The organism is Sulfitobacter sp. PR48, from assembly GCF_028807335.1.
Classification (GTDB): domain Bacteria; phylum Pseudomonadota; class Alphaproteobacteria; order Rhodobacterales; family Rhodobacteraceae; genus Sulfitobacter.
On the sequence record NZ_JARAMM010000003.1, the window covers coordinates 1 to 24,157 of the forward strand.

At 64.0% G+C, this 24,157-nt stretch carries 25 protein-coding genes and 1 riboswitch; of the genes, 13 read left to right on the plus strand and 12 right to left on the minus strand.

The genetic code is table 11. The annotated features are described in order from the left end of the window. Nucleotides 1–168 precede the first annotated feature (168 nt). The 7 genes from metK to PVW51_RS04665 all read right to left on the minus strand — a co-directional run bounded on the left by metK (nucleotide 169) and on the right by PVW51_RS04665 (nucleotide 6,530). Nucleotides 169–1,350 (minus strand): methionine adenosyltransferase, encoded by a 1,182-nt coding sequence (gene metK / locus PVW51_RS04635; RefSeq protein WP_274573783.1) that lies wholly within the window; start codon nucleotides 1,348–1,350, stop codon nucleotides 169–171. A 4-nt stretch (nucleotides 1,351–1,354) separates the two neighbouring features. Then, nucleotides 1,355–1,405, minus strand: a riboswitch (SAM-SAH riboswitch). Between the two features lie 90 nt (nucleotides 1,406–1,495). Then, complete coding sequence (lnt, locus tag PVW51_RS04640) at nucleotides 1,496–2,998, minus strand: apolipoprotein N-acyltransferase (RefSeq protein ID WP_274573784.1); 1,503 nt, start codon at nucleotides 2,996–2,998, stop codon at nucleotides 1,496–1,498. Then, entirely contained in the window at nucleotides 2,995–3,894 is a 900-nt protein-coding gene (locus PVW51_RS04645) for a hemolysin family protein (RefSeq protein WP_274573785.1), read from the minus strand. The genes lnt and PVW51_RS04645 overlap by 4 nt, the downstream gene beginning before the upstream one ends. Nucleotides 3,895–3,928: 34 nt before the next feature. Beyond that, the gene (ybeY, locus tag PVW51_RS04650; protein ID WP_274573786.1) at nucleotides 3,929–4,432 is read right to left on the minus strand and encodes an rRNA maturation RNase YbeY; all 504 of its coding nucleotides are present in this window, start codon (nucleotides 4,430–4,432) and stop codon (nucleotides 3,929–3,931) included. A 57-nt stretch (nucleotides 4,433–4,489) separates the two neighbouring features. Beyond that, entirely contained in the window at nucleotides 4,490–5,500 is a 1,011-nt protein-coding gene (locus PVW51_RS04655) for a PhoH family protein (RefSeq protein ID WP_274573787.1), read from the minus strand. Nucleotides 5,501–5,618: 118 nt separating this feature from the next. Continuing rightward, a complete protein-coding gene (locus PVW51_RS04660; RefSeq protein WP_274573788.1) occupies nucleotides 5,619–5,942 on the minus strand; it encodes a hypothetical protein in 324 nt (107 codons plus the stop codon). A 12-nt stretch (nucleotides 5,943–5,954) separates the two neighbouring features. Then, a complete protein-coding gene (locus PVW51_RS04665; protein ID WP_443069508.1) occupies nucleotides 5,955–6,530 on the minus strand; it encodes an OmpA family protein in 576 nt (191 codons plus the stop codon). Nucleotides 6,531–7,162: 632 nt separating this feature from the next. On the opposite strand from PVW51_RS04665, the gene PVW51_RS04670 reads away from it, so the two are divergent. Continuing rightward, a complete protein-coding gene (locus PVW51_RS04670; RefSeq protein WP_114275351.1) occupies nucleotides 7,163–7,513 on the plus strand; it encodes a hypothetical protein in 351 nt (116 codons plus the stop codon). A 43-nt stretch (nucleotides 7,514–7,556) separates the two neighbouring features. Here the strand turns inward: PVW51_RS04670 and miaB are convergent, their stop codons facing one another. Continuing rightward, nucleotides 7,557–8,855, minus strand: a complete 1,299-nt coding sequence (gene miaB, locus PVW51_RS04675; protein WP_274573789.1) for a tRNA (N6-isopentenyl adenosine(37)-C2)-methylthiotransferase MiaB — start codon at nucleotides 8,853–8,855, stop codon at nucleotides 7,557–7,559. 109 nt (nucleotides 8,856–8,964) lie between these two features. Between miaB and PVW51_RS04680 the strand changes: the two genes are divergently transcribed. After that, nucleotides 8,965–9,834: a hypothetical protein gene (locus tag PVW51_RS04680; protein WP_274573790.1), complete on the plus strand. Its 870-nt coding sequence runs from the start codon at nucleotides 8,965–8,967 to the stop codon at nucleotides 9,832–9,834. A gap of 457 nt (nucleotides 9,835–10,291) precedes the next feature. Here PVW51_RS04680 and PVW51_RS04685 read toward each other — a convergent pair whose 3' ends face one another. Then, entirely contained in the window at nucleotides 10,292–11,086 is a 795-nt protein-coding gene (locus tag PVW51_RS04685) for a phytanoyl-CoA dioxygenase family protein (RefSeq protein WP_274573791.1), read from the minus strand. 22 nt (nucleotides 11,087–11,108) lie between these two features. After that, nucleotides 11,109–11,528 (minus strand): iron response transcriptional regulator IrrA, encoded by a 420-nt coding sequence (irrA, locus tag PVW51_RS04690; protein ID WP_269361085.1) that lies wholly within the window; start codon nucleotides 11,526–11,528, stop codon nucleotides 11,109–11,111. Nucleotides 11,529–11,689: 161 nt separating this feature from the next. Between irrA and fabA the strand changes: the two genes are divergently transcribed. The 3 genes from fabA to PVW51_RS04705 all read left to right on the plus strand — a co-directional run bounded on the left by fabA (nucleotide 11,690) and on the right by PVW51_RS04705 (nucleotide 14,414). Next, the gene (gene fabA, locus PVW51_RS04695; RefSeq protein ID WP_067287173.1) at nucleotides 11,690–12,199 is read left to right on the plus strand and encodes a bifunctional 3-hydroxydecanoyl-ACP dehydratase/trans-2-decenoyl-ACP isomerase; all 510 of its coding nucleotides are present in this window, start codon (nucleotides 11,690–11,692) and stop codon (nucleotides 12,197–12,199) included. 184 nt (nucleotides 12,200–12,383) lie between these two features. Then, the gene (fabB, locus tag PVW51_RS04700) at nucleotides 12,384–13,613 is read left to right on the plus strand and encodes a beta-ketoacyl-ACP synthase I (RefSeq protein ID WP_274573792.1); all 1,230 of its coding nucleotides are present in this window, start codon (nucleotides 12,384–12,386) and stop codon (nucleotides 13,611–13,613) included. A gap of 9 nt (nucleotides 13,614–13,622) precedes the next feature. Next, the gene (locus PVW51_RS04705; RefSeq protein ID WP_274573793.1) at nucleotides 13,623–14,414 is read left to right on the plus strand and encodes an enoyl-ACP reductase FabI; all 792 of its coding nucleotides are present in this window, start codon (nucleotides 13,623–13,625) and stop codon (nucleotides 14,412–14,414) included. A gap of 319 nt (nucleotides 14,415–14,733) precedes the next feature. Here PVW51_RS04705 and PVW51_RS04710 read toward each other — a convergent pair whose 3' ends face one another. Continuing rightward, nucleotides 14,734–15,849 (minus strand): THUMP domain-containing class I SAM-dependent RNA methyltransferase, encoded by a 1,116-nt coding sequence (locus PVW51_RS04710; RefSeq protein WP_274573794.1) that lies wholly within the window; start codon nucleotides 15,847–15,849, stop codon nucleotides 14,734–14,736. A 146-nt stretch (nucleotides 15,850–15,995) separates the two neighbouring features. Here PVW51_RS04710 and PVW51_RS04715 point away from each other — a divergent pair, with 146 nt between their 5' ends. Next, nucleotides 15,996–16,391, plus strand: a complete 396-nt coding sequence (locus PVW51_RS04715; RefSeq protein ID WP_274573795.1) for a hypothetical protein — start codon at nucleotides 15,996–15,998, stop codon at nucleotides 16,389–16,391. Nucleotides 16,392–16,426: 35 nt separating this feature from the next. On the opposite strand, the gene PVW51_RS04720 is transcribed toward PVW51_RS04715, so the two are convergent. Further along, entirely contained in the window at nucleotides 16,427–16,855 is a 429-nt protein-coding gene (locus PVW51_RS04720; RefSeq protein WP_114275354.1) for an FKBP-type peptidyl-prolyl cis-trans isomerase, read from the minus strand. Between the two features lie 189 nt (nucleotides 16,856–17,044). Here PVW51_RS04720 and PVW51_RS04725 point away from each other — a divergent pair, with 189 nt between their 5' ends. From PVW51_RS04725 to PVW51_RS04755, 7 genes are read left to right on the plus strand one after another with little or no spacing between them, the layout of a single operon-like run. Then, nucleotides 17,045–17,731, plus strand: coding sequence for a haloacid dehalogenase type II (locus PVW51_RS04725; RefSeq protein ID WP_274573796.1), 687 nt, complete (start codon nucleotides 17,045–17,047; stop codon nucleotides 17,729–17,731). Beyond that, nucleotides 17,731–18,555 carry an alpha/beta fold hydrolase gene (locus tag PVW51_RS04730; protein ID WP_274573797.1) on the plus strand — a complete coding sequence of 275 codons (825 nt, stop codon included), beginning with the start codon at nucleotides 17,731–17,733 and terminating at the stop codon, nucleotides 18,553–18,555. Before PVW51_RS04725 ends, PVW51_RS04730 begins: the two co-directional genes overlap by 1 nt. Beyond that, nucleotides 18,552–19,520 carry a threonine ammonia-lyase gene (locus PVW51_RS04735; RefSeq protein ID WP_274573798.1) on the plus strand — a complete coding sequence of 323 codons (969 nt, stop codon included), beginning with the start codon at nucleotides 18,552–18,554 and terminating at the stop codon, nucleotides 19,518–19,520. Before PVW51_RS04730 ends, PVW51_RS04735 begins: the two co-directional genes overlap by 4 nt. Further along, nucleotides 19,517–20,713 (plus strand): endonuclease/exonuclease/phosphatase family protein, encoded by a 1,197-nt coding sequence (locus tag PVW51_RS04740; RefSeq protein ID WP_274573799.1) that lies wholly within the window; start codon nucleotides 19,517–19,519, stop codon nucleotides 20,711–20,713. Before PVW51_RS04735 ends, PVW51_RS04740 begins: the two co-directional genes overlap by 4 nt. Next, nucleotides 20,713–21,501: a 3-oxoadipate enol-lactonase gene (gene pcaD, locus PVW51_RS04745; RefSeq protein ID WP_274573800.1), complete on the plus strand. Its 789-nt coding sequence runs from the start codon at nucleotides 20,713–20,715 to the stop codon at nucleotides 21,499–21,501. The genes PVW51_RS04740 and pcaD overlap by 1 nt, the downstream gene beginning before the upstream one ends. 30 nt (nucleotides 21,502–21,531) lie before the next feature. After that, nucleotides 21,532–22,857 carry a lyase family protein gene (locus PVW51_RS04750; RefSeq protein ID WP_274573801.1) on the plus strand — a complete coding sequence of 442 codons (1,326 nt, stop codon included), beginning with the start codon at nucleotides 21,532–21,534 and terminating at the stop codon, nucleotides 22,855–22,857. 5 nt (nucleotides 22,858–22,862) lie between these two features. Then, nucleotides 22,863–24,068, plus strand: a complete 1,206-nt coding sequence (locus PVW51_RS04755; RefSeq protein ID WP_274573802.1) for a TCR/Tet family MFS transporter — start codon at nucleotides 22,863–22,865, stop codon at nucleotides 24,066–24,068. The last annotated feature ends 89 nt before the right edge of the window (nucleotides 24,069–24,157 follow it).

Sequence of the window (24,157 nt, forward strand, 5' to 3'; positions counted from 1 at the left end):
CGGCCCTTCGTTCGAAAACGTAACGCTGAGCGCAGAAGAACGATTTACCTCCGGCGGCAGCCGTTTCCGGGTTTGTCAGCAATCTGAAGCGGCCCCCGGGGGGGCCGCCTGATCGGATGCGCGCCGCCCGGTTCCTCACAAAGAACCCGGCGGTCTGTGATCTGCGGCTCAGACAGCTGCCCTGAGCTTGTCTGCCAGATCGGTGCGTTCCCAGCTGAAGCCGCCATCGGCCTCCGGCGCACGACCGAAATGACCATAGGCAGAGGTACGGGCGTAGATCGGCTTGTTCAGCTCCAGATGCTGGCGAATGCCGCGGGGCGTCAGGCTCATGGCGTTGCGAATCGCCTTTTCAACCGCCGCATCCTCGACCTCGCCGGTGCCGTGGGTGTCGCAATAGATCGACAGCGGCTCGCTCACGCCGATGGCATAGGAAAGCTGGATGGTGCATTTGCTGGCCATGCCGGAGGCCACGACGTTCTTGGCCAGGTAGCGCGCGGCATAGGCGGCGGAACGGTCCACCTTGGTCGGATCCTTGCCCGAGAAGGCGCCGCCGCCATGCGGCGCGGCACCGCCATAGGTGTCCACGATGATCTTGCGGCCGGTCAGGCCCGCATCCCCGTCGGGGCCGCCGATCACAAAGACACCGGTCGGATTGACGTGCCAGACGGTGTCGTCGGTCACCCAGCCCTCGGGCAGAACCTCAAGGATGTAGGGTTCCACGATGGCGCGGATGTCATCGCTCGACTGGCTTTCGGATTCGTGCTGGGTGGACAGAACGATGGAGCTGACACCAACCGGCTTGCCGCCTTCGTAACGCACGGAAAGCTGGCTCTTGGCGTCGGGGCGCAGGGTCGGCTCGGTGCCGTCCTTGCGCACCTCGGCCAGTCGGCGCAGGATCGCATGGGCATAATGGATCGGTGCCGGCATCAGCTCGGGCGTCTCGTCGGTGGCGAAACCGAACATGATGCCCTGGTCGCCTGCACCCTCGTCCTTGTTCTCGGCCGCATTCACCCCCTGGGCGATATGCGCGGATTGTTCGTGCAGCAGATTGGTGATTTCGCAGGTCTCGTGGTGAAACTTGTCCTGCTCATAGCCGATGTCCTTGATACAGGCGCGTGCGATATCCTCGATCCGGCCCATGTATTCGCTCAGCTTTGCCTTGTCGGACAGCCCGACCTCACCGCCGATCACGACGCGGTTTGTCGTCGCAAAGGTCTCTGCCGCGACGCGGGCCTCGGGTTCTTCGCTGAGAAATGCGTCGAGAACCGCGTCGGAAATGCGGTCACAGACCTTGTCGGGGTGACCCTCGGAAACGGATTCCGAGGTGAAAATATAGTTCTGTCGGGACATGTCGTGCTCCAAATAAAAATCAAGACGCCACGTCAGGAAGCCGTTGTGGCGCGATTGGGTTGGCTTATCCGGCCTTCAAAGAGGCGTCAATCGCTTAGGGGATTCAACCTGAAATCGGCGTAAGAGTGATGCGCCAAACGCAAAATCATGCCCGGTTCCGACGCAACGCGCGCCCGCCGAGGAACGCCAGCGCGATGGTCACAAGCAGGGCAAGCGGCAGATCGCCGCTGCGCGCATAGGGTGTCACCGCCCCCGGCGTCGGCAGGGCCGCGTCGATGTAGCCGGCGGTGTTCAGCGGCAGGCTGGCGGTGATCCGGCCATGGGGGTCGATCATTGCGGAAATGCCGGTATTGGCCACGCGGGCAAGCGGCAGGCCCTGTTCGATGGCCCGCATCCGGGCCTGGGCCAGATGCTGGCGCGGACCGGCACCGCGCCCGAACCAGGCGTCATTGGTGATCTGGATCAGGAAATCCGGCCGTTCCGGCGCGGCATTCACGTCATGGGCAAAGACGGCCTCGTAGCAGATCAGCGGCAGCGCATGACCCAGCGGCCCGAAATCCAGCAGCCGCGCCCCCGGCCCTGCCGAATAGCCGTGGCCCTGGTTTGCCGCCAACCCATAGATGCCGAAACGGGCCAGCAGATCGCCCAGCGGCATGTATTCCCCGAAGGGCACCAGGTGGTGTTTGTCATAGGTCTGTGTGACCGCGCCGCTTTGGTCCAGGGTGATCATCGCGTTGAAATACCGCAGCCCGTCGCTGCGCTGCACCCCCAGCGCCACCGGGGCATCGCCCCCGGCGCGGGCGATCTCCTCCAGGGCGGTCCCGGCCCATTCAAGGCTCCAGGGGATCGCGGTTTCCGACCAGAGCACGAGGTCGGGCGCGGTCTGCTGGGGCGGGGCGGCTGTGAAGGCAAGTTGCCGTTGAAAGAAGACAGGGATCTTTTCCGGGTCCCATTTCTCCTTTTGCGGCGCATTGGGCTGGACCAGCCGCACCGTATGGCCCGAGAGCGGGGCATCGCTACGCATCACCGGCAGCAGCAGCGCCAGCAGCGTGGCCAGCACCACCGTTTCGCGCAGGATGCGCCAGCGCAGGGCGTGCGGCGGGCCTGTCAGCGCGCTGGCCGCCCAGACCGCCACCGCGATCAGGATCGCGTTCAGCCCGTGCGGCCCGATCCAGGCAAGGGCCTGTCCCGCCAGAACACCCACGCCGGACTGCGCCGGGCTGGCCCAGGGGAAGCCGGTAAAGATATAGGCACGCAGCAGTTCCGCCGCAGTCCAGCAGGGGATCAGCGCCCAGGGGCCTGCCCGCGACAACCGGCGCGCGCCCCAGAATGCCACGCCCCAGAACAGCGCCATGCCCGCCGCCATGAAGACAAGCGCAAAGGGGGCCATCCAGCCGTGGCGCGCCACATCCACCATGAAGGGCGACACGATCCATTGCAGCGCATGCATGAAATAGCCCAGCCCGAAGGCCCAGCCGGTAACGCCTGCCTGACGGGCCGTGACGCGGCCCTGAAACAGCCAGACCGCGCCGATCATGCCCATAAGCATCAGCGGCGGCAGATCATAGGGTTGCTGGCCGAATGCACCCCCTGCCCCGAACACTGCCGCCAGAAGATATGCCTGCCACGCCGTCAGGCGCTGGGTCATCCCGAGGCTCCGGTGGTGCGCACGCGCAGGCGTTTGATCCGTCGCGGATCGGCGTCGATCACCTCGAACTCCGGCCCGTCCGGGTGCAGCACAACCTCGCCCCGTGCAGGCACCCGCCCCGACAGCATGAAGACGAGACCGCCCAGCGTGTCGATCTCTTCCTTGTCCACATCGTCGTGGTCGGTCAGGGAATGTCCGATCTCGGCCTCGAAATCCTCAAGCGGGGTCTTGGCAAGGGCCAGATAGGTGCCCGGTTTTTCCTTGGTCCAGTATTTGCCTTCGTCGACGTCGTGCTCGTCCTCGATCTCGCCGATGACCTGTTCGATCAGGTCCTCGATGGTCACCAGACCGTCCACACCGCCGTATTCGTCGATCACCAGCGCCATGTGCCGGCGTTCCGCCTGCATCTTGGTCAGCAGGACACCGATGGTCATGCTCGGCGGCACGAACAGCAAGGGACGCACCATGGCGGCCAGATCGAAATCATGGGCTTCGCCGTTGAACCCGTATTGCAGTGCCAGGTCCTTGAGATGTGCCATGCCGACGGGGGTGTCGAGCGTGCCGTCATAGACTGGCAGCCGGGTCAGGCCGCTTTCCTTGAACACTTCCACCAGCTCATCCATCGTGGCGGTGACCGGCACCGCGATGATATCGGCTGTGGGGACCGACACGTCATCGACCCGCATCCGCCGCAAGTTCATCATGCCGCGCGCGCTGACACGGTCCACGGGGGGCAGCGTCAGTTCGCTTTCATCATCTGAATCGGAGGGGCTGAGCGCCCCGATCACACGAGAGAAAAAGCCGCCCTGTCGGGCATTGCTGTCGTCGATTTCGTCCAAATTGTCTTCGGCCAGCGCGCTACGCGCTGCACTAGAAGATCCGTCTGTATCGCCCATTGGGTCCTGTCTTAGTATGCGGGCAAATGCCCCTTCAGTTCCTATATGGGTCATTCAGACCCATTTTGCCAAGTATTTTGACTTCCAGCCCCTCCATGAGGGCCGCATCGGCGTCGGTTTCGTGATCATAGCCGAGCAGATGCAACAATCCGTGAACCACCAGATGCGTGACATGGTCGGAGACCGGCTTTCCGGCAGCATGCGCCTCGCGTGTGCAGGTGTCAAAACTGATCGCGATGTCGCCCAGTTCGCACAGCCCGTCAAGGCCGGGTTCCGGCGCCTGCGGATTGCCGCCGGGCTGGTCGGCCGCGCGCTCCTCCGCAGGCCAGCTCAGCACGTTTGTGGGGGTCGGCTTGGCGCGGAAATCTCCGTTCAGCACCGCGATACGAGCATCGTCACAGGCCAGCAGCGTGACTTCGCAATTGTCAGGCTCCAGCGCCAGTTCGGTCAGCGTGGCGCGGATTGCCGTTGCGGCAAGCCCCGCCAGCCCCAGCGCCTCCCAGCGCGGATCCTCGATCACGATCGACAGGTCATCCACAGCGCACCGCCCGGTGCCCGTCAGTGCCGGTCAGGAAATTGCCCCGATTCCGTTGCATCACCCGGTGCCTGTATCCGCCTCGTAGGCTTCGATGATGGCAGCGACCAGCGGATGGCGCACCACGTCCTTCGAGGTGAAATAATTGAAGCTGATCTTGGGAATGGTCTTGAGCAGTCGTTCCGCATCCGCCAGCCCCGAGGCGACACCGCGCGGCAGGTCGATCTGGGTGCGGTCGCCAGTGATCACCATGCGCGACCCTTCGCCGAGGCGGGTCAGGAACATCTTCATCTGCATCGAGGTGGCGTTCTGCGCCTCGTCCAGCACGACAAAGGCATTCGACAGCGTCCGCCCGCGCATGAAGGCCAGCGGCGCGATCTCGATCCGCTTTTCCTCCAGCAGTTTGGCCAGCTGCTTGCCCGGCAGGAAATCGTTCAGCGCGTCATAAAGCGGCTGCATGTAGGGGTCGACCTTGTCCTTCATGTCGCCGGGCAGATAGCCCAGTTTCTCACCCGCCTCGACCGCCGGGCGCGACAGGATGATGCGATCCACATGTCCGCCGATGAACATGCTGACGCCCACCGCGACGGCCAGGTAGGTCTTGCCGGTGCCTGCCGGACCGATGCCAAAGGCCAGTTCATTGTCGAACAGCGATTTGACATAGGCCTTCTGCGCCTCCGTGCGCGGCTCGACCCGTTTCTTGCGGGTCTGGATCTCGACCGTTTCGCCGATCTGCATTTCGATCTGGTCGCCCTGCCGCACCCCGGTGCCCGCATCGGACCCGCCCATGCGCAGGGCGCTGTCGATGTCCGCAGGTTCCACCGAACGCCCGCCTTCGAGCCGGGCATAAAGCGCGTTCAGCAGGCTGGCGGCGCGGTCGGCCGCATCGGCCTCACCCAGCACGCTCAGGTGATTGCCCCGGCGGACGATCTGCACCTCCAGCGCCTTTTCGATGGCAGCAAGATGCGCGTCATAGGCACCGCAGAGGTCGATCAGCAGGCGGTTGTCGGGAAATTCAAGCACACGGTCCACCGGGATATCCGGCGCTGTGGTCAGGTCGCTTGGGGTCAAGGGATGCTCCTTGGTTGGGTCATGAAGCTGAACTTAAGGGAGTCGTTTAATGCAAGCATAGAAAAAGGGCCGGCGTGTGCAACACGCCGGCCCCGATATTGCGACAATTGAGGTCAAATCAGTTCGGGTCCCAGATTTTGGAGCCACCTTTGAAGTCACCCACGGTATGGTTGGGCGGTGCGACGCCGGAACAGACCGGCTTGCCGTATTTGTCCAGACGCTGTGACAGGTATCCTTCGACACCATCGTCGATGATCCAGTGGTCACATCCGTTCGGGTCGACCCAGATGCCTGCCTGAAGCTGGCTCAGGTGTTTCTTGTCGATGCCCCGGTCCACGGATTTATCCGACGGATAGCCGCGGCCCAGGCCACCTTCGTAATCGGCGCAGGCTGACAGGCCAAAGGCACAGGCGGTCACCATAAGAATTTTAGTTTTGATCACGTGACTGTCCCCTTAGCGAATGCAGATGATTTCGACGCGGCGGTTCTTGGCCATGCCCGCAGCGGTGTTGTTGGGTGCCGCAGGCAGACGCTCGCCATAGCCGCGCACATCCGCAATCCGTGCCCCGGCCTGGGATGCGATTGCAGCAACCGCATTGGCACGGTTGTAGCTCAGACGCATGTTATAGGCATCCGAAGCGCGGCTGTCGGTATGTCCGGTGATGATATAGCTGACGGCACCGGTGGTCTGGAAGAAGTTCAGCAACCGTGCGCGGCCCGCGCTGTGAATGCGATAGCTGTCTGTGGCAAAGAACTGGTCGGTCTCCATCACGCCGCAGACGTTGCCCCGGTGGCAGACCGGAATACCCTGACGGCTGACATGCGGCGACATGTACCCTTCGGCACCGTCATCCATCACCCAATGTTCACAGCCATCGGGATCAACCCAGATGGTCGGGACATAAACCCCTTTGTCGCGTCCCGATTGCGACCGTGTCTGCGCGTCGGCAGCTGACGCTTGCAAGGCGATTGCCGCCACCAGCGACAGGCTCGCCACGGTGCGGATCGCTTTGGAGATAATATTCACCACAGCATTTTCCTTTTTATTCCCCCACGATAGGGCCGTCCGTCCCAGGTTCGGAACAGCCCCGCATATTCGGCAAGGTTAGGTAAATTTTGCCAAGCTGTGAAGCATGTATCACAGATTTCCGCCCTGTTTGTGCCGCGCAATCAATGAAATAGCGGTTTTCTTTCACGAATGACTTGAATTGCGCGGGTTAAACCAGCTTTGCGGTGCCGGTTCGGTGGCAGAATGGCGCAATCGCAAGACAGCCGCGCCGCAAAACGAATCTCGCCAATGCAATGCGCCGCCTTGGCGCGATTCACCCTGTCCGGCAGCGTCGGCGTGGTCAGGGCGATTTCGTGTTTCTCCGGGCAGATTTAGGGCAAAGTGGTGACGTGCAATTTCCCGATAAATACACGTTGGGGTAGTGCCCCCACACTATTGATCACGACCCCGGCACAATACCCGTAGTCACATCAGGATTGTCCACTTTGCGCCCGATTTCCTTGAAGAATTAGCTTGAAATGCCCCAGTTCTGCCTTAATCGTTGTTCCATTCCGTTCATGTCGCGACGGCCGGGCTGCTAACTGGCGTCATCACATTCGACCAAAACGGGCTGCAATGCCGAGCGTATCGGCCTTAACACCGGGGTGTGGGAAATGATCAAGAAAATTGTACTGGCTGCCGCCGTGGCCGCCATGGCCGTGCCGGCCGCTGCGGACCACAAGAGACACACGACCTACAGCTATCACTACGGCGATTACGGACCATCCGGCAACCGCATCGTGGTCAGCTGCTGGCGCGGCCCCTGGCAAGAGGTGATCTGGGACCGCCCGAACGCCGTCTTCGTCGATACGCTGGTCTCTGTCGGCTACGATTATTCGACAGCCGATGCCATCGCCACGCGGATCTGCCGCGACCCGAACCTTGTGGGGCGCCCCGGTGCGCTGAAAGCCACGATGGAGCGGATCTGGGCCGATCCCGGTTCGCACCGCCGCCACAATTACTGAAAATTGAACCCGGGGCCTGACCTTCGGGTCAGGCTCTGCGGGCTCAGATCTGGACGCCGCCGAGCGAATTCGTCTTGGCGTCCAGCACCCTGACGCGCGCAATCTCGCCCACCCCGGCAGAGCCATCCTGAACATGGACGGAATGCAGGTATTGCGATTTGCCGATCATCTGGCCGGGGTTGCGCCCCGGTTTCTCGATCAGCACATCCAGCTCGCGCCCGACCATGCTTTCCTGAATGTCACGCTGATGCGCGGTGATCAGCGCCTGCAGCCGTTGCAGCCTTTCGTCCGCCACCGCCGGGTCCACGCCCGGACGCTCTGCCGCCGGGGTGCCGGGGCGCGACGAATATTTGAATGAATAGGCATAGCCGTAGCGGACCTGCCGGACCAGCTCCATCGTCGCCTCGAAATCGGCGTCGGTTTCTTCGGGGAAGCCCACGATGAAATCGCCTGACAGCACGATGTCGGGCCGCGCTTCGCGGATGCGTTCGATCAGCCGCAGATAGCTTTCCGCCGTGTGGCTGCGGTTCATCCGTTTGAGGATGCGGTCGCTGCCCGATTGCACCGGCAGATGCAGATAGGGCATCAGCTTGTCCACTTCACCATGCGCCGCGATCAGGTCGTCGCCCATGTCGTTGGGATGGCTGGTGGTGTAGCGGATACGTTCCAGCCCGTCGATGCGGGCCAGTTCCCGGATCACCCCCGCCAGGGTCATGCCGCCGTGGTAGGCGTTCACATTCTGACCCAGCAGGGTCACCTCGCGCACACCCCGCTCCACCAGGTCGCGGGCCTCTTCCAGCACCCGGGTCGCGGGACGCGAGACTTCGGCGCCGCGGGTATAGGGCACCACGCAGAAGGCGCAGAACTTGTCACAGCCTTCCTGCACGGTCAGGAAAGCCGCCGGTGCGCGCCGCGCCTTGGGGCGGCCCTTCAGGTGGTCGAATTTGTCCTCCGCCGGGAAATCGGTGTCGAGCGCCGGTTTGCCCGCGCGCACCCGCGCCTCCATCTCGGGCAGGCGGTGATAGGTCTGCGGGCCGACAACCAGGTCAACGGCCGGCTGGCGGCGCATGATCTCTTCGCCCTCGGCCTGGGCGACACAGCCCGCCACGCCGATCTTCAGATCCGGGTTCAGATCCTTCAGCGGCTTCAGGCGCCCCAGTTCCGAATAGACCTTTTCCGCTGCCTTTTCACGGATGTGGCAGGTGTTCAGCAGGATCATATCCGCATCTTCGGGCGTCTTCGTCTCCACATAGCCCTGCCCGCCCAGCGCCTCGGCCATGCGTTCGCTGTCATAGACATTCATCTGACAGCCGTAGGTCTTGATAAAGAGCTTCTTGGTCATCGGTCCGGTCCTGATGCGGGGGAGATTGCCGTCTAACAGGGCGCGGCAAGGCTTGCAATGCACCGGGAATTAACCGATTCTGCCGCATAAAACCATCCAGAGCGCAGATATGCAGTACCCCGGCCTGACCGCCATGATCAAAGACAATACCGCGAAACTGGCCAAGGGGCCGGTGGCGCTGATCATGGTCGAAGACGATGTGGAGGTGGCCACGACCCTGCGCCACCACCAGCAGGCCGGGTTTACCAGCGTCGTCGCCCTGATGCCCGAGAGCTTCGATCTGCCCCGCGACCTGCAGGACACCGTGCTGCGGGTGGATTACAACATGAGCCTGGAAGGCGCGATGGAAACCGCCGTAAACACCGTCATCGATGCGGTGCCGGGCCAATGGCTGTACTATTGTTTCAACGCCGAATACCTGTTCCACCCCTTTTGCGAGACCCGCAATGTGATCGAGATGCTGGCGTTCCACAGCGAGGAACGCCGCGATGCGATGCTGACCTATGTCGTCGATCTATATGCCGAAGACCTGAAGCAATACCCGGACGCCGTATCGCTGGATCAGGCGCATATGGACCGCTCGGGCTATTACGCCCTGGCCCGCCCGGACGAGGACAACCACGGCCACCCCAAGGAACGGCAGCTTGATTTCTTTGGCGGTCTGCGCTGGCGCTACGAGGAACATGTGCCCGCCGTGCGCCGCAAGATCGACCGCATCGCGCTGTTCCGGGCCAAAAAGGGGCTGCGCCTGCGCTGGGACCACACTTTCAACGATGAAGAATACAATACCTATGCCTGCCCCTGGCATCACAACATCACGGCGGCCATCTGTTCGTTCCGCACTGCCAAGGCGCTGAAAAGCAATCCCGGCAGCAAGTTCGAGATCGAGACCTTCAAATGGCACAACTCGGCCCCGTTCGAATGGCACTCGCGTCAGCTGCTTGACCTTGGCCTGATGGAACCGGGGCAGTGGTTCTGAGGAGATGCGATGTGTTTCCGGCAAGCATCGTGGCATGAAAATTTCGCCACAAGCGTCGCAAAGCTGACCTTGACCGCGACTTGGAGCAAGGGCCGCTGAGCGGGACATTGCTGCCATCGTTTACTGGCACCCAGGCCCGGAACAAGCCGAAGGCGCCGGGCCATCGCCTGCCCGCCCGTCGCACCGAAGGTGCGTCGTTGATCGTCGGCATGCCTTTGGCATGACGGGTAGGCGATTTGGTGAGGCTGGGTGTTCCCTCGATGGAGTTCATCACGGTTGAGAAATTAAGTGGCATTTACACAAGTCGGCATCGCCCACCCCGGGCAGGCGCTGGCCCGGCTTGCGCTTCGCGTCACGCAGGGCTCAAACCCGCATTTTGCCGCATCGCTCACGAAAATCAGCACCGCGCATCACGGTCAAATTCCTGACCGGATCAGAGTGCCAGAACAAACCTTTGTCACGCCCCCCAAAGCACCGGAAACCAGTCTTCGCGCAGTTTTTGCCCCGGCACCATGTCATGCCCCGGAAACGGCGGCGAGGTCGGGCCGGGCCGTTCCACATAGCGCGCATCGTCGCCCACAAGCCGCAGCGAAAAAGCCCGCCTGCGCGCCGCGCTGGTGTTGCCCCGCGCCCCGTGCAGGATGCCATAGTTGAAAGCCACCGCATCGCCCGGCGCCATCTCCCATTCGCGGATATCCATGCCTTCGGCATCAGGGTCCGGCACGGGCATATAGGGTTCGGGGTCAAAAAACGCATCCCCCTTGACCCAGCGGGTCGGCAACACAGGCTTTTCCCACAGGTGCGACCCTGCGACGCAGCGCAGCGATGCCTCGCGCACCGGATCAAGCGGTGACCAGAAGCTGACCGTCTGCTGCCCTTCGACAAAGTAATACGGCCCGTCCTGATGCCAGGGCGTGGCCATGGAGGTGCCGGGTTCCTTGACCAGAACATGATCGTGGAACACCTGCGCCGTGGCGCTTTGCATCAGCTCCGCCGCCACCTGGGCCGCGTCGGAGCCGCGGATCACATCCTCGAATTCGGGAATGCGCTGCCAGTTGCAGTAATCGTCAAAGAAACGCCCGGTCTCGCCCGGTTTGTCATTGTTCGACGCATAGGGTCCGGGTTCGGCCATATTGCGTTCGACGCCGGCGCGCAGGGTGTCCACATGATCTGCAAACAACCCCTTGATCAGCACGACACCGTCGCGCTGATAGGTCTCGATCAGATCTGCGGAGAGCAGCGGATGGGTCATGGCCAGATAACCCTGAACGCGGTCAGGCCTTGCGCCGCAGGCGGATCACCACATCGACGGAGGCAATCTCGGCCCCTTCGGGGGCATCCGGCAGGTTCGAGATGATCAGCTGATCCGAGGGCGCGTCAGTCAGCTTGCCATCATCTTCCCAGTAGAAATGCGGGTGGTCATGGGTGTTGGTGTCGAAATAGCTTTTGGACCCGTCTACGGTGACTTCCTGCAAAAGCCCCGCTTCGCAAAAGGCGCGCAGCGTATTGTAGACAGTGGCAAGCGATACCGCATCGCCCTGCCCCTTGGCCGCCTCGAACAGGCTTTCGGCGGTGACATGGCGGTGCTTGCCGTCCCCCACCAGCAGACGCGCAAGTATGGCACGCTGACGCGTCGGGCGCACGCCCGCCTGCTCCAGCCATCTTGTTCCATTGTCCTGATGTGTCTGCGCCATCCCGGCCCCAATTGTCTGTTCCTCCTTCTGTACTAAGCACTTCGGGCGGGATTTTCAATTGATATTCGGAAATCGGGCAATAGGCTCGGGACCCTTGCGGCGCGCAATATCGCAATGCTAGACGGGACAGACTGGAATGACCCGAGCAGGAGAGCCGCCGCATGGCCGACTACCCCACGAGTTTCGACAAGGACGCACTGCTGAAATGCGCCGCCGGAGAATTGTTCGGCCCCGGCAATGCGCAATTGCCCGCGCCGCCGATGCTGATGATGGACCGGATCACCGATGTTTCCGGCGATGGCGGTGCCCATGGCAAGGGCCATATCACGGCCGAATTCGACATCACCCCGGATCTTTGGTTCTTCGAGTGCCATTTTCCCGGCAACCCGATCATGCCGGGCTGTCTGGGCCTTGACGGCCTGTGGCAGCTGACCGGCTTCAACCTGGGCTGGCGCGGCTGGCAGGGGCGCGGCTATGCGCTGGGTGTGGGTGAGGTCAAGCTCAAGGGCATGGTGCGCCCCGACCGCAAGATGCTGACCTACAAGATCGACTTCACCAAGGCGATCCAGACCCGCCGCCTGACCATGGGCGTGGCCGACGGCATCGTCGAGGCCGACGGCGAAGTGATCTATGAAGTCAAGGACATGAAGGTCGCGCTGAGCGAAAGCTGAGCCGCGCCGCCGCCCTGCCCCCTGCCGCCTGTGCGGCGGGGATGACAGGAAATACCGGCACGCGGCAAAGGGCCAGGGAAGGCGCCGGGCGCGCGCCCGCGATCACGTCCGGCCCGCCCAATCCGGTTGCGTGTCACGACAGACCTGTCCTAAACAGAACAAAGACCATCAAAGGAGTGCGCCCATGCGCCGCGTCGTCGTCACAGGTTTGGGGATCGTCTCATCCATCGGAAACAACGCCGAAGAAGTGCTTGCCGCTCTCAAGGCGGGCACATCGGGGATCGTTGCAAGCGAGGAAATGGCCGAACACGGCTTTCGCAGCCGCATCGCCGGGACGCTCAAGATCGACGTGACCGACCACATCGACAAACGCACCCTGCGCTTCATGGGGCCGGGTGCGGCCTATGCCCATATTGCCATGGGCCAGGCGATTGCCGACGCGGGCCTGGATGAAGCCACCATCAGCAACCCGCGCACCGGTCTGATCGCGGGCTCCGGCGGGCCCTCGACCTCGGCCATGCTCACCGCGCACAACGTGGTCCGGGACACCGGCGCGACCAAGCGCATCGGCCCCTTCGCCGTGCCCAAATGCATGTCCTCGACGATCAGCGCGAACCTGAGCACCGCCTACAAGATCAAGGGCATCAACTATTCCATCACCTCGGCCTGCTCCACCTCGCTGCATTGCATCGGATCGGCGGCAGAGCAGATCATGATGGGCAAACAGGACGTGATGTTCGCCGGCGGCGGCGAAGAACTGGACTGGACCCTGTCCTGCCTGTTTGACGCCATGGGCGCCATGAGCAGCAAATACAACGACACGCCCGAAAAGGCCTCCCGCGCCTTTGACGCCAACCGCGACGGTTTCGTGATTACCGGCGGCGGCGGCATCGTGGTGCTGGAAGACCTGGAGCACGCGAAAGCCCGCGGCGCGAAGATCTACGCCGAGGTCACCGGCTTTGCCGCCACCTCGGACGGGCATGACATGGTCGCCCCCTCCGGCGAAGGCGGCCAGCGCGCCATGGAACTGGCGCTGGCCACCCTGCCCAAAGGCCGCAAGGTCAGCTATATCAATGCCCATGGCACCTCGACCCCCGTCGGCGATGTGGGCGAGATCGAAGCCGTGCGCCGCGTCTTTGGCCAGGGCAAGACCCCGCCGGTCAGCTCCACCAAGTCGATGACCGGCCACGGACAAGGCTCTGCCGGCGCGATGGAGGCGATCTTCTGCCTGCTGATGCTGGAACATGATTTCATCACCCCGTCGATCAACGTCGAATCGCTGGACCCCGCGCTGGACCCTGCCGAAATCGCGACCAGGCGGGTGGATAATGCAGGTCTGGATTCGGTCATGACCAACTCCTTCGGGTTTGGCGGCACCAACGGGTCGATGATCCTGTCGAAGTTTCAGGGATAGGACCGGATCATGTCGGATATGCTCAAGGGAAAACGCGGCCTCATCATGGGGGTCGCCAACGAACGCTCCATCGCATGGGGCATCGCAAAGGCGATGGCAGAGGCAGGCGCGGAACTGGCCTTTACCTATCAGGGCGAAGCCTTTGGCAGCCGGCTGAAGCCGCTTGCGGAAAGCATCGGCGCGGATTTCATGGTTGATGTGGATGTCACCGACGACGCCTCGCTCGACCGCGCATTCGACAATCTGGAGGCGCGCTGGCCGACCATCGACTTTGTGGTCCATGCGATTGCCTTTTCGGACAAATCCGAACTGACGGGCCGGTTCCTGAACACCAGCCGCGCCAACTTCAAGCATTCACTCGACATTTCCGCCTATAGCCTCATCGAGGTGGCCCGCCGCGCCCATCCGCTGATGGTCGAGAATGGCGGCACCCTGCTGACCCTGACCTACCAGGGATCGAACAAGGTGGTGCCGAACTATAACGTCATGGGGGTGGCAAAGGCCGCGCTGGAAAGCGCGACGCGTTATCTCGCCAATGATCTGGGCCCCGATGGCATCCGGGTGAACGCCATCTCGCCCGGCCCGATGAAGACATTGGCCGGTGCCGCGATCGGCGGGGCGCGCAAGACCTACAAGCACACCGACATGAACGCGCCTCTGCGCGCCAATGCGACGCTGGAGGCCGTGGGCGGCACGGCGGTCTACCTGGCCTCCGATGCGGGCGCCTGCACCACCGGTGAGATCATCCATGTCGATGGCGGCTTTCACGTTCTGGGAATGCCACAGGCCGAAAACCTCTGAACCCGGGCGCGCAGCACGGAAGGGTCGCGCTGAAACCAAAACGGTGCGAGAATCGGACCTGAGACGTATTGATTGACGGAAACATAGCCCGCTTACCAGACTTTCACGCGCCTCGCGCCGAAGGTCCGGTTTGAGCCCGATCTGCGCTCTCCAAGTGAAGACCAATTGCCAAAGCAAAGCTTTGGCAGCGCCCGAACCGCCCCCGTCGCGCCAAGGTCCGGTTTGGACCCGAACTGCATGGCGCGATATGTGGATCCCCTGAAGTTCTGGCCGTCGAAAGAGGCAAAGAGTCGCGTTATCCAGTCCATGCCCCCCGGCCTCAGCGCAGCACCGGTGTCTGCCAGAGCCAGATCTTCATGCCGCCATGGGCCACCGGCGCGCCCTGCGGCTGCCAGGGCAGCCCTGTCGCCTTGGCCAGCGGCGGCTCGCTGGTGACCAGCCCGACACGCCAGCCCCTGAACCGGCTCAGCAGCGTCTGACCCAAAGTCCCGTAAAGCGGATAGAGCAGTTTCTTGTTGCCGATCCGCGCGCCATAGGGCGGGTTCACGATCACAAGGCCGGGGGGGCCCTCGGGCGGCATCACCTCGCCCGCCCCATGGCAGGCAAAGCTGATCCACTCCGCCACGCCTGCGCGCGCGGCATTGGCGCTGCTCATCCTTATGGCCCCCGCATCGCGGTCCGATCCAAAGAAGCGGTTTTCGGGCGGCGTGCCCGGCGCAGTGCTGCGCATTTCTTCCCAGCGCGCCGGATCGAAACTGGCAAGGTTCTCAAAGGTAAAGCTGCGGCTGCGTCCGGGTTTCAGGCCCGCCGCGATCTCCGCCGCCTCGATCAGAAAGGTGCCGGAGCCGCACATCGGGTCCAGCACCGGCCCGGTGCCGTCATACCCGCATTGCCGCAGGAAAAGCGCGGCCAGGTTCTCGCGCATCGGGGCCTTGCCCACCGCTTCCTTGTGGCCGCGCTTGTGCAGGGCCTCTCCGCTGGTGTCGAGGCTGATGGTCACCGTGTTGTCATGGATCCGCACCTTGATGACCAGCTCGGCCTCTGCCGAGACCGTGATGCCGTGACTTTCGCGCAGCGCCGTCTCGATCCGCTGGGTCGCGGCACCCGCGTGATAGATTTTCGAGGCCTTGCAGGTCACCTGCACCTTCACCGGCACATCCGCACGCAGCACCTCGCCCCAGGGGAACTTGCGCGCGCGTTTGTCCAGCTGCGCCAGGTGAAAGGCCATGAACTGCCCGATGCGCACCAGCACCCGCGTGGCCCCGCGCAATTCAAGGTTCGCGCGCCAGACCTCGGGCCAGCCGCCGCTGATCGTCACGCCACCCGGACCGGGTGCGGGCGCGGCAAAGCCTTTCTCGACGACCTCCTCAAGCAGGACGGTCTCCAGCCCCGGGGCGCAGACAAGGAAGATTTCAAAGGTGCTATCGCTGTTCATGCCCCTCCATAGGCCCAAGGACCGACATCTGCGAGGGGGGATCGGACTTTTCGAAAAGTCCGGCCCGGAAAATTCGAATTTTCCGTCCGCGTCAGAAATCAAAGGCGCGCCCTGTTTTTGCCGAATTCGGCTCGTAGAGGGCGGGCATGGACTTCTTCGAGACATACCGCCACGAAGTGCTGCAATCGCGCCGGGACCGGTCGCGTCGCGCGCTGTTCTGGTCCCGCATCCTGGGGATCGTGCTGATGCTGACCATCGCCGCCATCCTGCGGGCCGAGCCGGACCTGCGCCGCGCGCTGACAACCGCGGGCAGCGATGCGATCCTGGCCATGATGGGGCGCGATGCCGCGGCCACGCCGCAGGCCAGCCCGGCCGTGCTGCCGCAGGGCGCAGAGAACAACGCGGTTCAGGTCAGCACCCGCCCCCGCGACCGGGTCAAGGTGAACCGGCCCACCGCTGGCGCAACAGGCCCCGCGCTGGATCCGGCGGCAATGGCGAATGAAACAGGGGCGCAGCTTCAGACCCTGAAACCGCGCCCCTGAATTCCGGATGCGGGGTCCGGCCCCGCCTGCAAGCCTCAGCCGATGCTGACAACTTCGATGTCGAACTGCAGGTCCTTGCCTGCCAGCGGGTGGTTGGCATCCAGCGTCACGGTTGCTTCGTCCACATCCACCACGGTCACCGGCAGGGCCTGCCCGTCCGGGGTCTGCATCTGCAACTGCGTGCCGATTTCAAGCGGGATGTCCGCCGGGATACCTTCGCGCGGGACAGCCTGGCGCATTTCGGGGTTCACCGCGCCATAGGCTTCGGTGCTGGGCACTTTGACCACTTTCTTTTCGCCCACGGCCATGCCCGGCAGGGCACCGTCGAGGCCCGGAATGATCTGGCCGGAGCCGACTTCGAATTCCAGCGGGTCGCGCCCTTCGGAACTGTCGAATGTGGTGCCGTCCAGCAGCGTGCCGGTGTAGTGAATAGCAACTTTATCGCCTGATTTAACCTCAGTCATGAAGATCTCCAATCTGTTCGGGAATGTATTAAAGGCCGCGTATCTGCGCGGGTGCTTCGGATTCGCGCTACCCTTTCAAAGCATGGCACGGGTGTAAACCCCCCGCGCCCGGGGCGCGCAAAGCGCCATTTCGGGTCTTTCAAGCCCGGACGCACCGTGACAATCTGCCCCCAAGCAAGGAGACCGCGCATGCCCATCACCACCTGCGTTTTCGACGCCTATGGCACGCTGTTCGATGTCGCCGCCGCCGCGCGTCAGGCCGCATCGGAACCGGCATTTACCGCGATTCGGGACGACTGGCCGGTGCTGGCAGAGCATTGGCGCAGCAAGCAATTGCAATATTCCTGGCTGCGCGCCGTCACCGGGGCGCATGAGGATTTCTGGATTGTCACCCAGAACGGATTGGACTGGGCGCTGGAAAAAACCGGCCACGCGGGCGATCCCGCCCTGCGCGAAAGGCTGCTGGCGCTTTACTGGGAATTGCAGGCCTACCCGGAAGTCCCTGCGATGCTTGCCGCATTGAAACAGGGCGGGATGAACACCGCGATCCTCTCCAACGGATCCCCCGCGATGCTGCAGGGCGCGGTCGACAGCGCCGGGATCGGCGATCTGCTGGATGTCTCGCTCTCGGTGGAAAGTGTCGGCATCTTCAAGCCCGACGCCTCGGTCTATGGTCTGGTGGGCAAACATTTCGGTTGCGCGCGCGACGAGGTGCTGTTTGTTTCCTCCAACGGCTGGGACGCGGCGGCGGCAACCGGCTATGGCTTTGTCACCGCCTGGGTCAACCGTGGCGGAGAGCCGCTGGACCGCCTGCCCTGGACCCCTGCGCACCGGCTGCAAGACCTGACCGGCATCCCGGCACTGGCGGGCCTGTGATGGGGAAATTCACCACGTCCGACGGGTTGTCCCTGCATTACACCGACGAGGGCGACGGCCTGCCGATCCTTTGCCTTGCGGGGCTCACCCGTACCGGTGCCGATTTCGACTATGTCGCCCCGCACCTGGCGGGCAACCGGCTGATCCGGTTGGATTATCGCGGGCGCGGGCAATCCGGTTTCGATCCCGACTGGCAGAATTACACCCTGCCCGTCGAATGCCGCGACGTGCTGGAACTGCTGGCGCATCTGGGTCTCGACAAGGTGGCGATCCTGGGCACCTCGCGCGGCGGGCTGAATGCCATGGGGCTGGCAGCGGGGGCAAAGGACCGCCTGCTGGGCGTGGCGCTGAACGATGTGGGCCCCTTCATCGACCCGGCGGGGCTGGATTTCATCATGGGTTACATCGGGCGCAACCCGGCGGCAAAAACCCATACGGAAGCCGCCGCCGCCATGGCCCGCGCCTTTCCCGAATTCGAAGGGGTGCCCGAAAGCCGCTGGCTGGAAGAGGCGCAAAAACACTATGTTCAGGACGCGGAGGGGCTGAAGATCACCTATGATCCGCAGATGCGCAAAGCGGTTGAGGCGGCGATGGGCCAGCCCGCGCCCGACCTCTGGCCCTTTTTCGATGCTATGGCGGGCCTGCCGCTGGCGTGCATCCGGGGTGCCGCGTCAAACCTGCTGAGCGCCGAGACCCTGGCCGAAATGCAGAAACGCCGCCCCGACATGATCACCGCCGTGGTGCCGGGGCGCGGCCATGTTCCCTTTCTGGATGAACCGGAGGCGATTGCCGCCCTGAAAGAATGGATAGGAAAACTGTCATGAACATCGAGATGATCCGCGCCGCTGCCCAGCGCCTGGAGGGCCAGGCGCGGCGCACCCCGCTGCTGTCATCGCCCTTTCTGGACGAGATCGCGGGCCGCCGCCTCTGGGTGAAGCCGGAATGCCTGCAGCACACCGGCAGCTTCAAGTTTCGCGGCGCCTACAACGCGCTGGCGGCGATGGATGCGCAGGTGCGCCAGCGCGGTGTCATCGCCTTTTCCTCGGGCAACCACGCGCAGGGTGTGGCGCTGGCCGCGCGGATGCATGGCGTGCCCGCCGTCATCATCATGCCCGCCGACAGCCCCGCGCTGAAACTGGCGAACACCGCCGCCCTGGGGGCCGAGGTCATCACCTATGACCGCGCCACCGAAGACCGCGACGAGATCGGCGAAAGGCTCAGCGCGGAGCGTGGTCTGACGCTGGTCAAACCCTTCGACGAACCGCAGGTGATCGCGGGGCAAGGCACCTGCGGGCTTGAGATTGCACAGCAGGCGGCGGAACAGGGGATCGAGACCGCCGATGTCATTGTCTGTTGCGGCGGCGGCGGCCTGACCAGCGGCATCGCACTGGCGCTGGAGGCCGAAGCGCCGGGGCTGCGGGTGCGCCCGGCAGAACCTGCCGGGTTTGACGATGTGTCGCGGTCACTCGTCTCCGGGCGGATAGAGCGCAACGCGCAGGGTTCGGGCAACATCTGTGACGCGATCCTCACGCCGCAGCCGGGCAACATCACCTTCCCTATTCTCAGCCGCCTCTGCGGTCCCGGCCTTGTGGTGACCGAGGAGGAGGCGCTGGCGGCGATGGGTCAGGCCTTCAACCGGCTCAAGCTGGTGGCAGAACCCGGTGCTGCCGTGGCACTGGCTGCCGCGCTCTACCGCGCCGATCAGATCGCGGGGGAGGACGTGATTGTCACCATTTCCGGCGGCAATGTGGACCCCGCCATGTTTGCCCGGGCGCTCGCCACCCTATGACCGCTTTCACGATCGCCAGTTTCAACGTCAAGAACCTGATCGGGCCGGACAAGGAATATTACCGGTTCCAGTCCTACACGCCCGAGGAATACGCCTGGAAAGAGGATTGGCTGGCCGACCAGATCGCCACGCTGAACGCCGATGTGATCGGCTTTCAGGAAATTTTTGAAGAGGACGCCTTGCGCGCCACCATCGCCCGCGCCGACCGTTATGGCATGGACAGCAATGCCGCCAGCCTGCCGGGCGCGGACAAGCGCTATCGCCACCGGGCGATTTTCGACCGGCTGGCTTACCGCGATTACGGCAATGCCGCGCTGGCCTTTGCGCCCAATGTGCATGACGGCGCGCCGGGCCAGCGTCGCCCCGGTGTGGCGGTGTTGTCGCGTCTGGGGTTTGCCGAAGAGCCGCAGATCATTCAGGTGCTGGACCGGCCCTTGCAGATCCCCTTTCAGACCTTCGGCGGCGACGAGGGCGGGCATTTCACCATCCACAAGCTGAGCCGCCCCATCCTGAAGGTGCGGGTGCCGGTGGCAGGGCGGGTCATCACCGTTTTCAACTGCCACCTGAAATCGAAACTGGGCGAATACATCCGCCCGGAGGGGGCCGAATTCGCGCCAGAGGCCGACCTGACGCAGTATGATCCCATTGGCCGCGCGCTGGGTGCGGCCCGTGCCGCGATGCGCCGCATGGCCGAGGCCTGGGTGCTGCGCGGCGCCATCGTTCAGCAGTTGCGCGCAGGCAACCCGGTGATCGTGCTGGGGGATTTCAACGATGGCGAACATGCCGTCAGCACCGAGATCATCACCGGCGAAGTCCCCTTCAGGAACTATGCCTGGATGCTGCGTCATGATGCACAGCATCGCGGCGACCGTTATACCGAAGCCGAAAGCGCACAGATCACCGAAGACATCGAAGCGCTGCGGCTGCATCCGGCGGAAAAGCTCTTTGTGCGCAAATCCCTGCGCGACATGGTCTATACGGCGGCCTTCGGCGGCAATTACGAGAGTATTGACCAAATCATGCTGTCGCGGCATTTCCTGCCGGACTGGAAGGGGCATATCGGCGAAATGACCTATTTCAGCGTGTTGAATGACCACCTGACCGATGGCAGCCACCCCGAGGCGCCCTATAACAAGCTGGCCTCGGATCATGGGCAGATCATGGCCACCATAGAACTGAACGGAGACCCCTGATGAAGATTTTCGATACCGGCGACGTGCGCCTGCATTACCGTGTGGACGGCCCCGAAGACGGTGCGCCGGTGGTCTTTGCCAATTCGCTGGGCACCGACATGCGGCTTTGGGATCCGATCCTGCCGATGCTGCCTGACGGGCTGCGGATCATCCGCTATGACAAGCGCGGGCATGGGCTGTCTTCCTGCCCGCCTGCGCCCTATTCGATGGGTGCGCTGATCACGGATGTCGAACGGCTGCTGGATTTCCTCGGCGTCCGGCAATGCGTCTTTGTGGGCCTCTCCATCGGCGGCATGATCGGCCAGGGGCTGGCGACCAAGCGGCTGGACCTGGTCCGCGCCATGGTGCTGAGCAACACCGCCGCCAAGATCGGCAACCCGGATATGTGGGCCGAACGCATCGCCACCGTGGAAAAAGACGGCATCGAAAGCCTGGCCGATGCGGTGATGGAACGCTGGTTCGCCGCCGATTTCCGCGCCCGGCCGGAACTAGAACTCTGGCGCAACATGCTGGTGCGCGGCGAGGATGCCGGATACGCGGGCTGTTGCGCCGCGATTTCCGGCACCGATTTCTACACGCCCACCGCCTCCCTGCGCCTGCCGCTGCTGGGCATCGCAGGCTCCGAGGATGGCTCCACCCCGCCCGATCTGGTGCGCGAAACCATTGATCTTGTCCCCGGCTCGAAATTCCACCTGATCCGCAAGGCAGGCCACCTGCCCTGCGTGGAACAGCCCCGGGAATATGCCGGCGTGCTCAGTGATTTTCTGAAAGGGGTCGGACATGTCTGACACATCCACTCTGTCGGAGGGCCGGTTCTGATGGCGGCCTCGGTTTTCGATTCACCGCTTTTCGCGCAATTGTTCAACCCCGGCGAGACCGGTCGGCTGTTCACCGACAGCGCGGCGCTGCGCGCGATGCTGCTGGTCGAAGGGGCGCTGGCCAAGGTTCAGGGCGCGCAGGGTGTGATCCCCGAAATCTCCGCCGCCGCAATCCATCGCGCATCGCTGGAAATTGCCGTGGATCCGGGGGCGCTGGGGGCCAGCACCGGGCAGAACGGCGTGCCGGTGCCGGGCCTCGTGGCGGCCTTCAGGGCCGAGATGAACGCACCGGAACATGCGCAATACGTCCATTGGGGGGCCACCAGTCAGGACATCGTCGATACCGGGCTGATGCTGCGCCTGCGGCAGGCCCTGGCGCTGGCCGAAGCGGATCTGCGCCATATCCTCAAGGCGCTGGGGCAGAAAGCGGCGGAACATGCGCATCAGCCGATGCCCGCCCGCACCTATGGCCAATACGCCACGCCCACCACATGGGGCGCCGTGCTGGCCCAGTTCGGAACGCCGCTGCTGGACGCGCTGGCCGGGCTGGATCACCTGTGCAAGACCTCGCTCTGGGTGTCGCTCTCCGGCGCCTCCGGCACCGCCTCGGCACTGGGCCATGACGCGGCGGCGACACGCGCCGGTCTGGCAAAGGCCCTGGGCCTGCATGACCCGCAGCGGTCCTGGCACACCGACCGCACGCCAATCCTGCGCATCGCGGACTGGCAGGGTCAGGTCATGGCAGCGCTTGCGCATATGGGCCAGACCCTGATCGCCTTGTCAGGCAGCGACACGCAGGAAATCTCGCTCGGCTCCGGCGGGGCCTCCTCGACCATGCCGCAAAAGCAGAACCCGGTGGCCCCCTCGGCCATGGTGGCGCTGGGGCATCAGTTCACCGGCCTGCGCAGCAGCCTGCAATCCGCCGCCGCCCACCAGCACCAGCGTGACGGCGCCGCATGGTTCGCCGAATGGATGGCAGTGCCGCAGCTCACGCTGTCGCTGGCCGCTGCCCTCGGACATGCCAGGGAATTGGCCGACGGATTTGTCCCCCGCCCGGTCCGGATGCAATCTAACCTCGAAAGCGGGCTGGGCCTGATCCACGCCGAGGCCCTCAGCTTTGCCCTGGCCGAGATCATGCCGCGCCCCGAGGCGCAGAAGGTCACCAAGGCGCTTTGCCTCGACGCGCTGGACAAGCGCACCTCGCTGGAAACACTGGCGCTCGCCGATTACCCCCAGCTTGACCGCGCGGTCTTTGCCCCCGGCTCCGGCACCGGCGACGCCAGCAGGCAGGCGGAGCGCTTTGCCGCACGGACGCAGTCGCTCTGACACGGATGCGGCCCGCCGTCGTCTTCATCATGCTGACCGTGATGATCGATGCCATCGGCATCGGTCTGATGGTCCCGGTGATGCCGGATCTGATCCGCGAACTGCGCGGCGGCACATTGGGCGAAGCGGCGCTTTGGGGCGGCCTGCTGGCCACCAGCTTTGCGGTGATGCAGTTTCTCTGCGGCCCCGCGCTAGGCAGCCTTTCCGACCGCTTTGGCCGGCGGCCCGTCCTGCTGATATCGCTTCTGGTCATGGCAGCCGATTACGTGGTCATGGCGCTGGCGGGCAGCATCTGGCTGCTGCTGGCAGGCCGGATCGTCGGTGGCATCACCGCCGCCACCCAGAGCACCGCAACCGCCTATATGGCCGATGTTTCCGCCCCCGGCGAGCGCACCCGCAACTTTGGCCTGATCGGGGCCAGCTTTGGCGCGGGATTTGTGCTGGGGCCGCTGATCGGCGGCGTGCTGGCCGAATACGGCACCCGCGCGCCGTTCTGGGCCGCGGCGGGGCTTGCCAGCGGCAATGTCCTGCTGGGCTGGGTGGTGCTGCGTGAAACCGTCCGCCCGGAGAACCGCCGTGCCTTCGACTGGCGGCGCGCGAACCCGCTGGGCGTGGTGCGCCACCTGGGCCGCCTGCCCGGCCTGCGGCAATTGCTGCTGGTCTATTTCCTCTATCACGTGGCCTTTGCGGTCTATCCTTCGGTCTGGTCCTACTTCGGCCAGGAGCGTTTCGGCTGGACACCCGCCGTCATCGGCCTGTCACTGGGTGTCTTCGGCGCGGTGATGGCGCTGGTGCAGGGCGGCGCGATCCGGCTGGCGCTGCACTGGTTCGGCGAGCGCGGCACCGTCGTGCTGGGCCAGGTCTTTGCCATTGCCGCCTATGGCACGCTGGGGATCATCTCTTCCGGGCCGCTGGCATTGGCCCTGACACCGCTGGCGGCACTTGCCGGGGTGATCCCGCCTGCCCTGCAGGGCATCATGTCACAACGGGTCGCCGCCAATGCCCAGGGCGAATTGCAGGGCGCGCTGACCTCTGCCGCCTCGCTGGCGATGATCCTCTCTCCCCTGGCCATGACCTGGACCTTTGCCACTTTCGCCCAGCGCGACACCGCGCATTATCTGCCCGGCGCGCCCTTCCTGGTGGCCATGTGCCTCTCTGTTGCCGCGCTCTTGCTGTTCATCCGTCCCGCTGTGCGAACCGACGCAGCGTAAAGCGACACTCCCCGCCGCTTCCACGGTTGCGCCGCACCGCGGTTCCGGGTCAGGCTACCGCCCAGAGACCACGCCACTTGCCCCGGAAA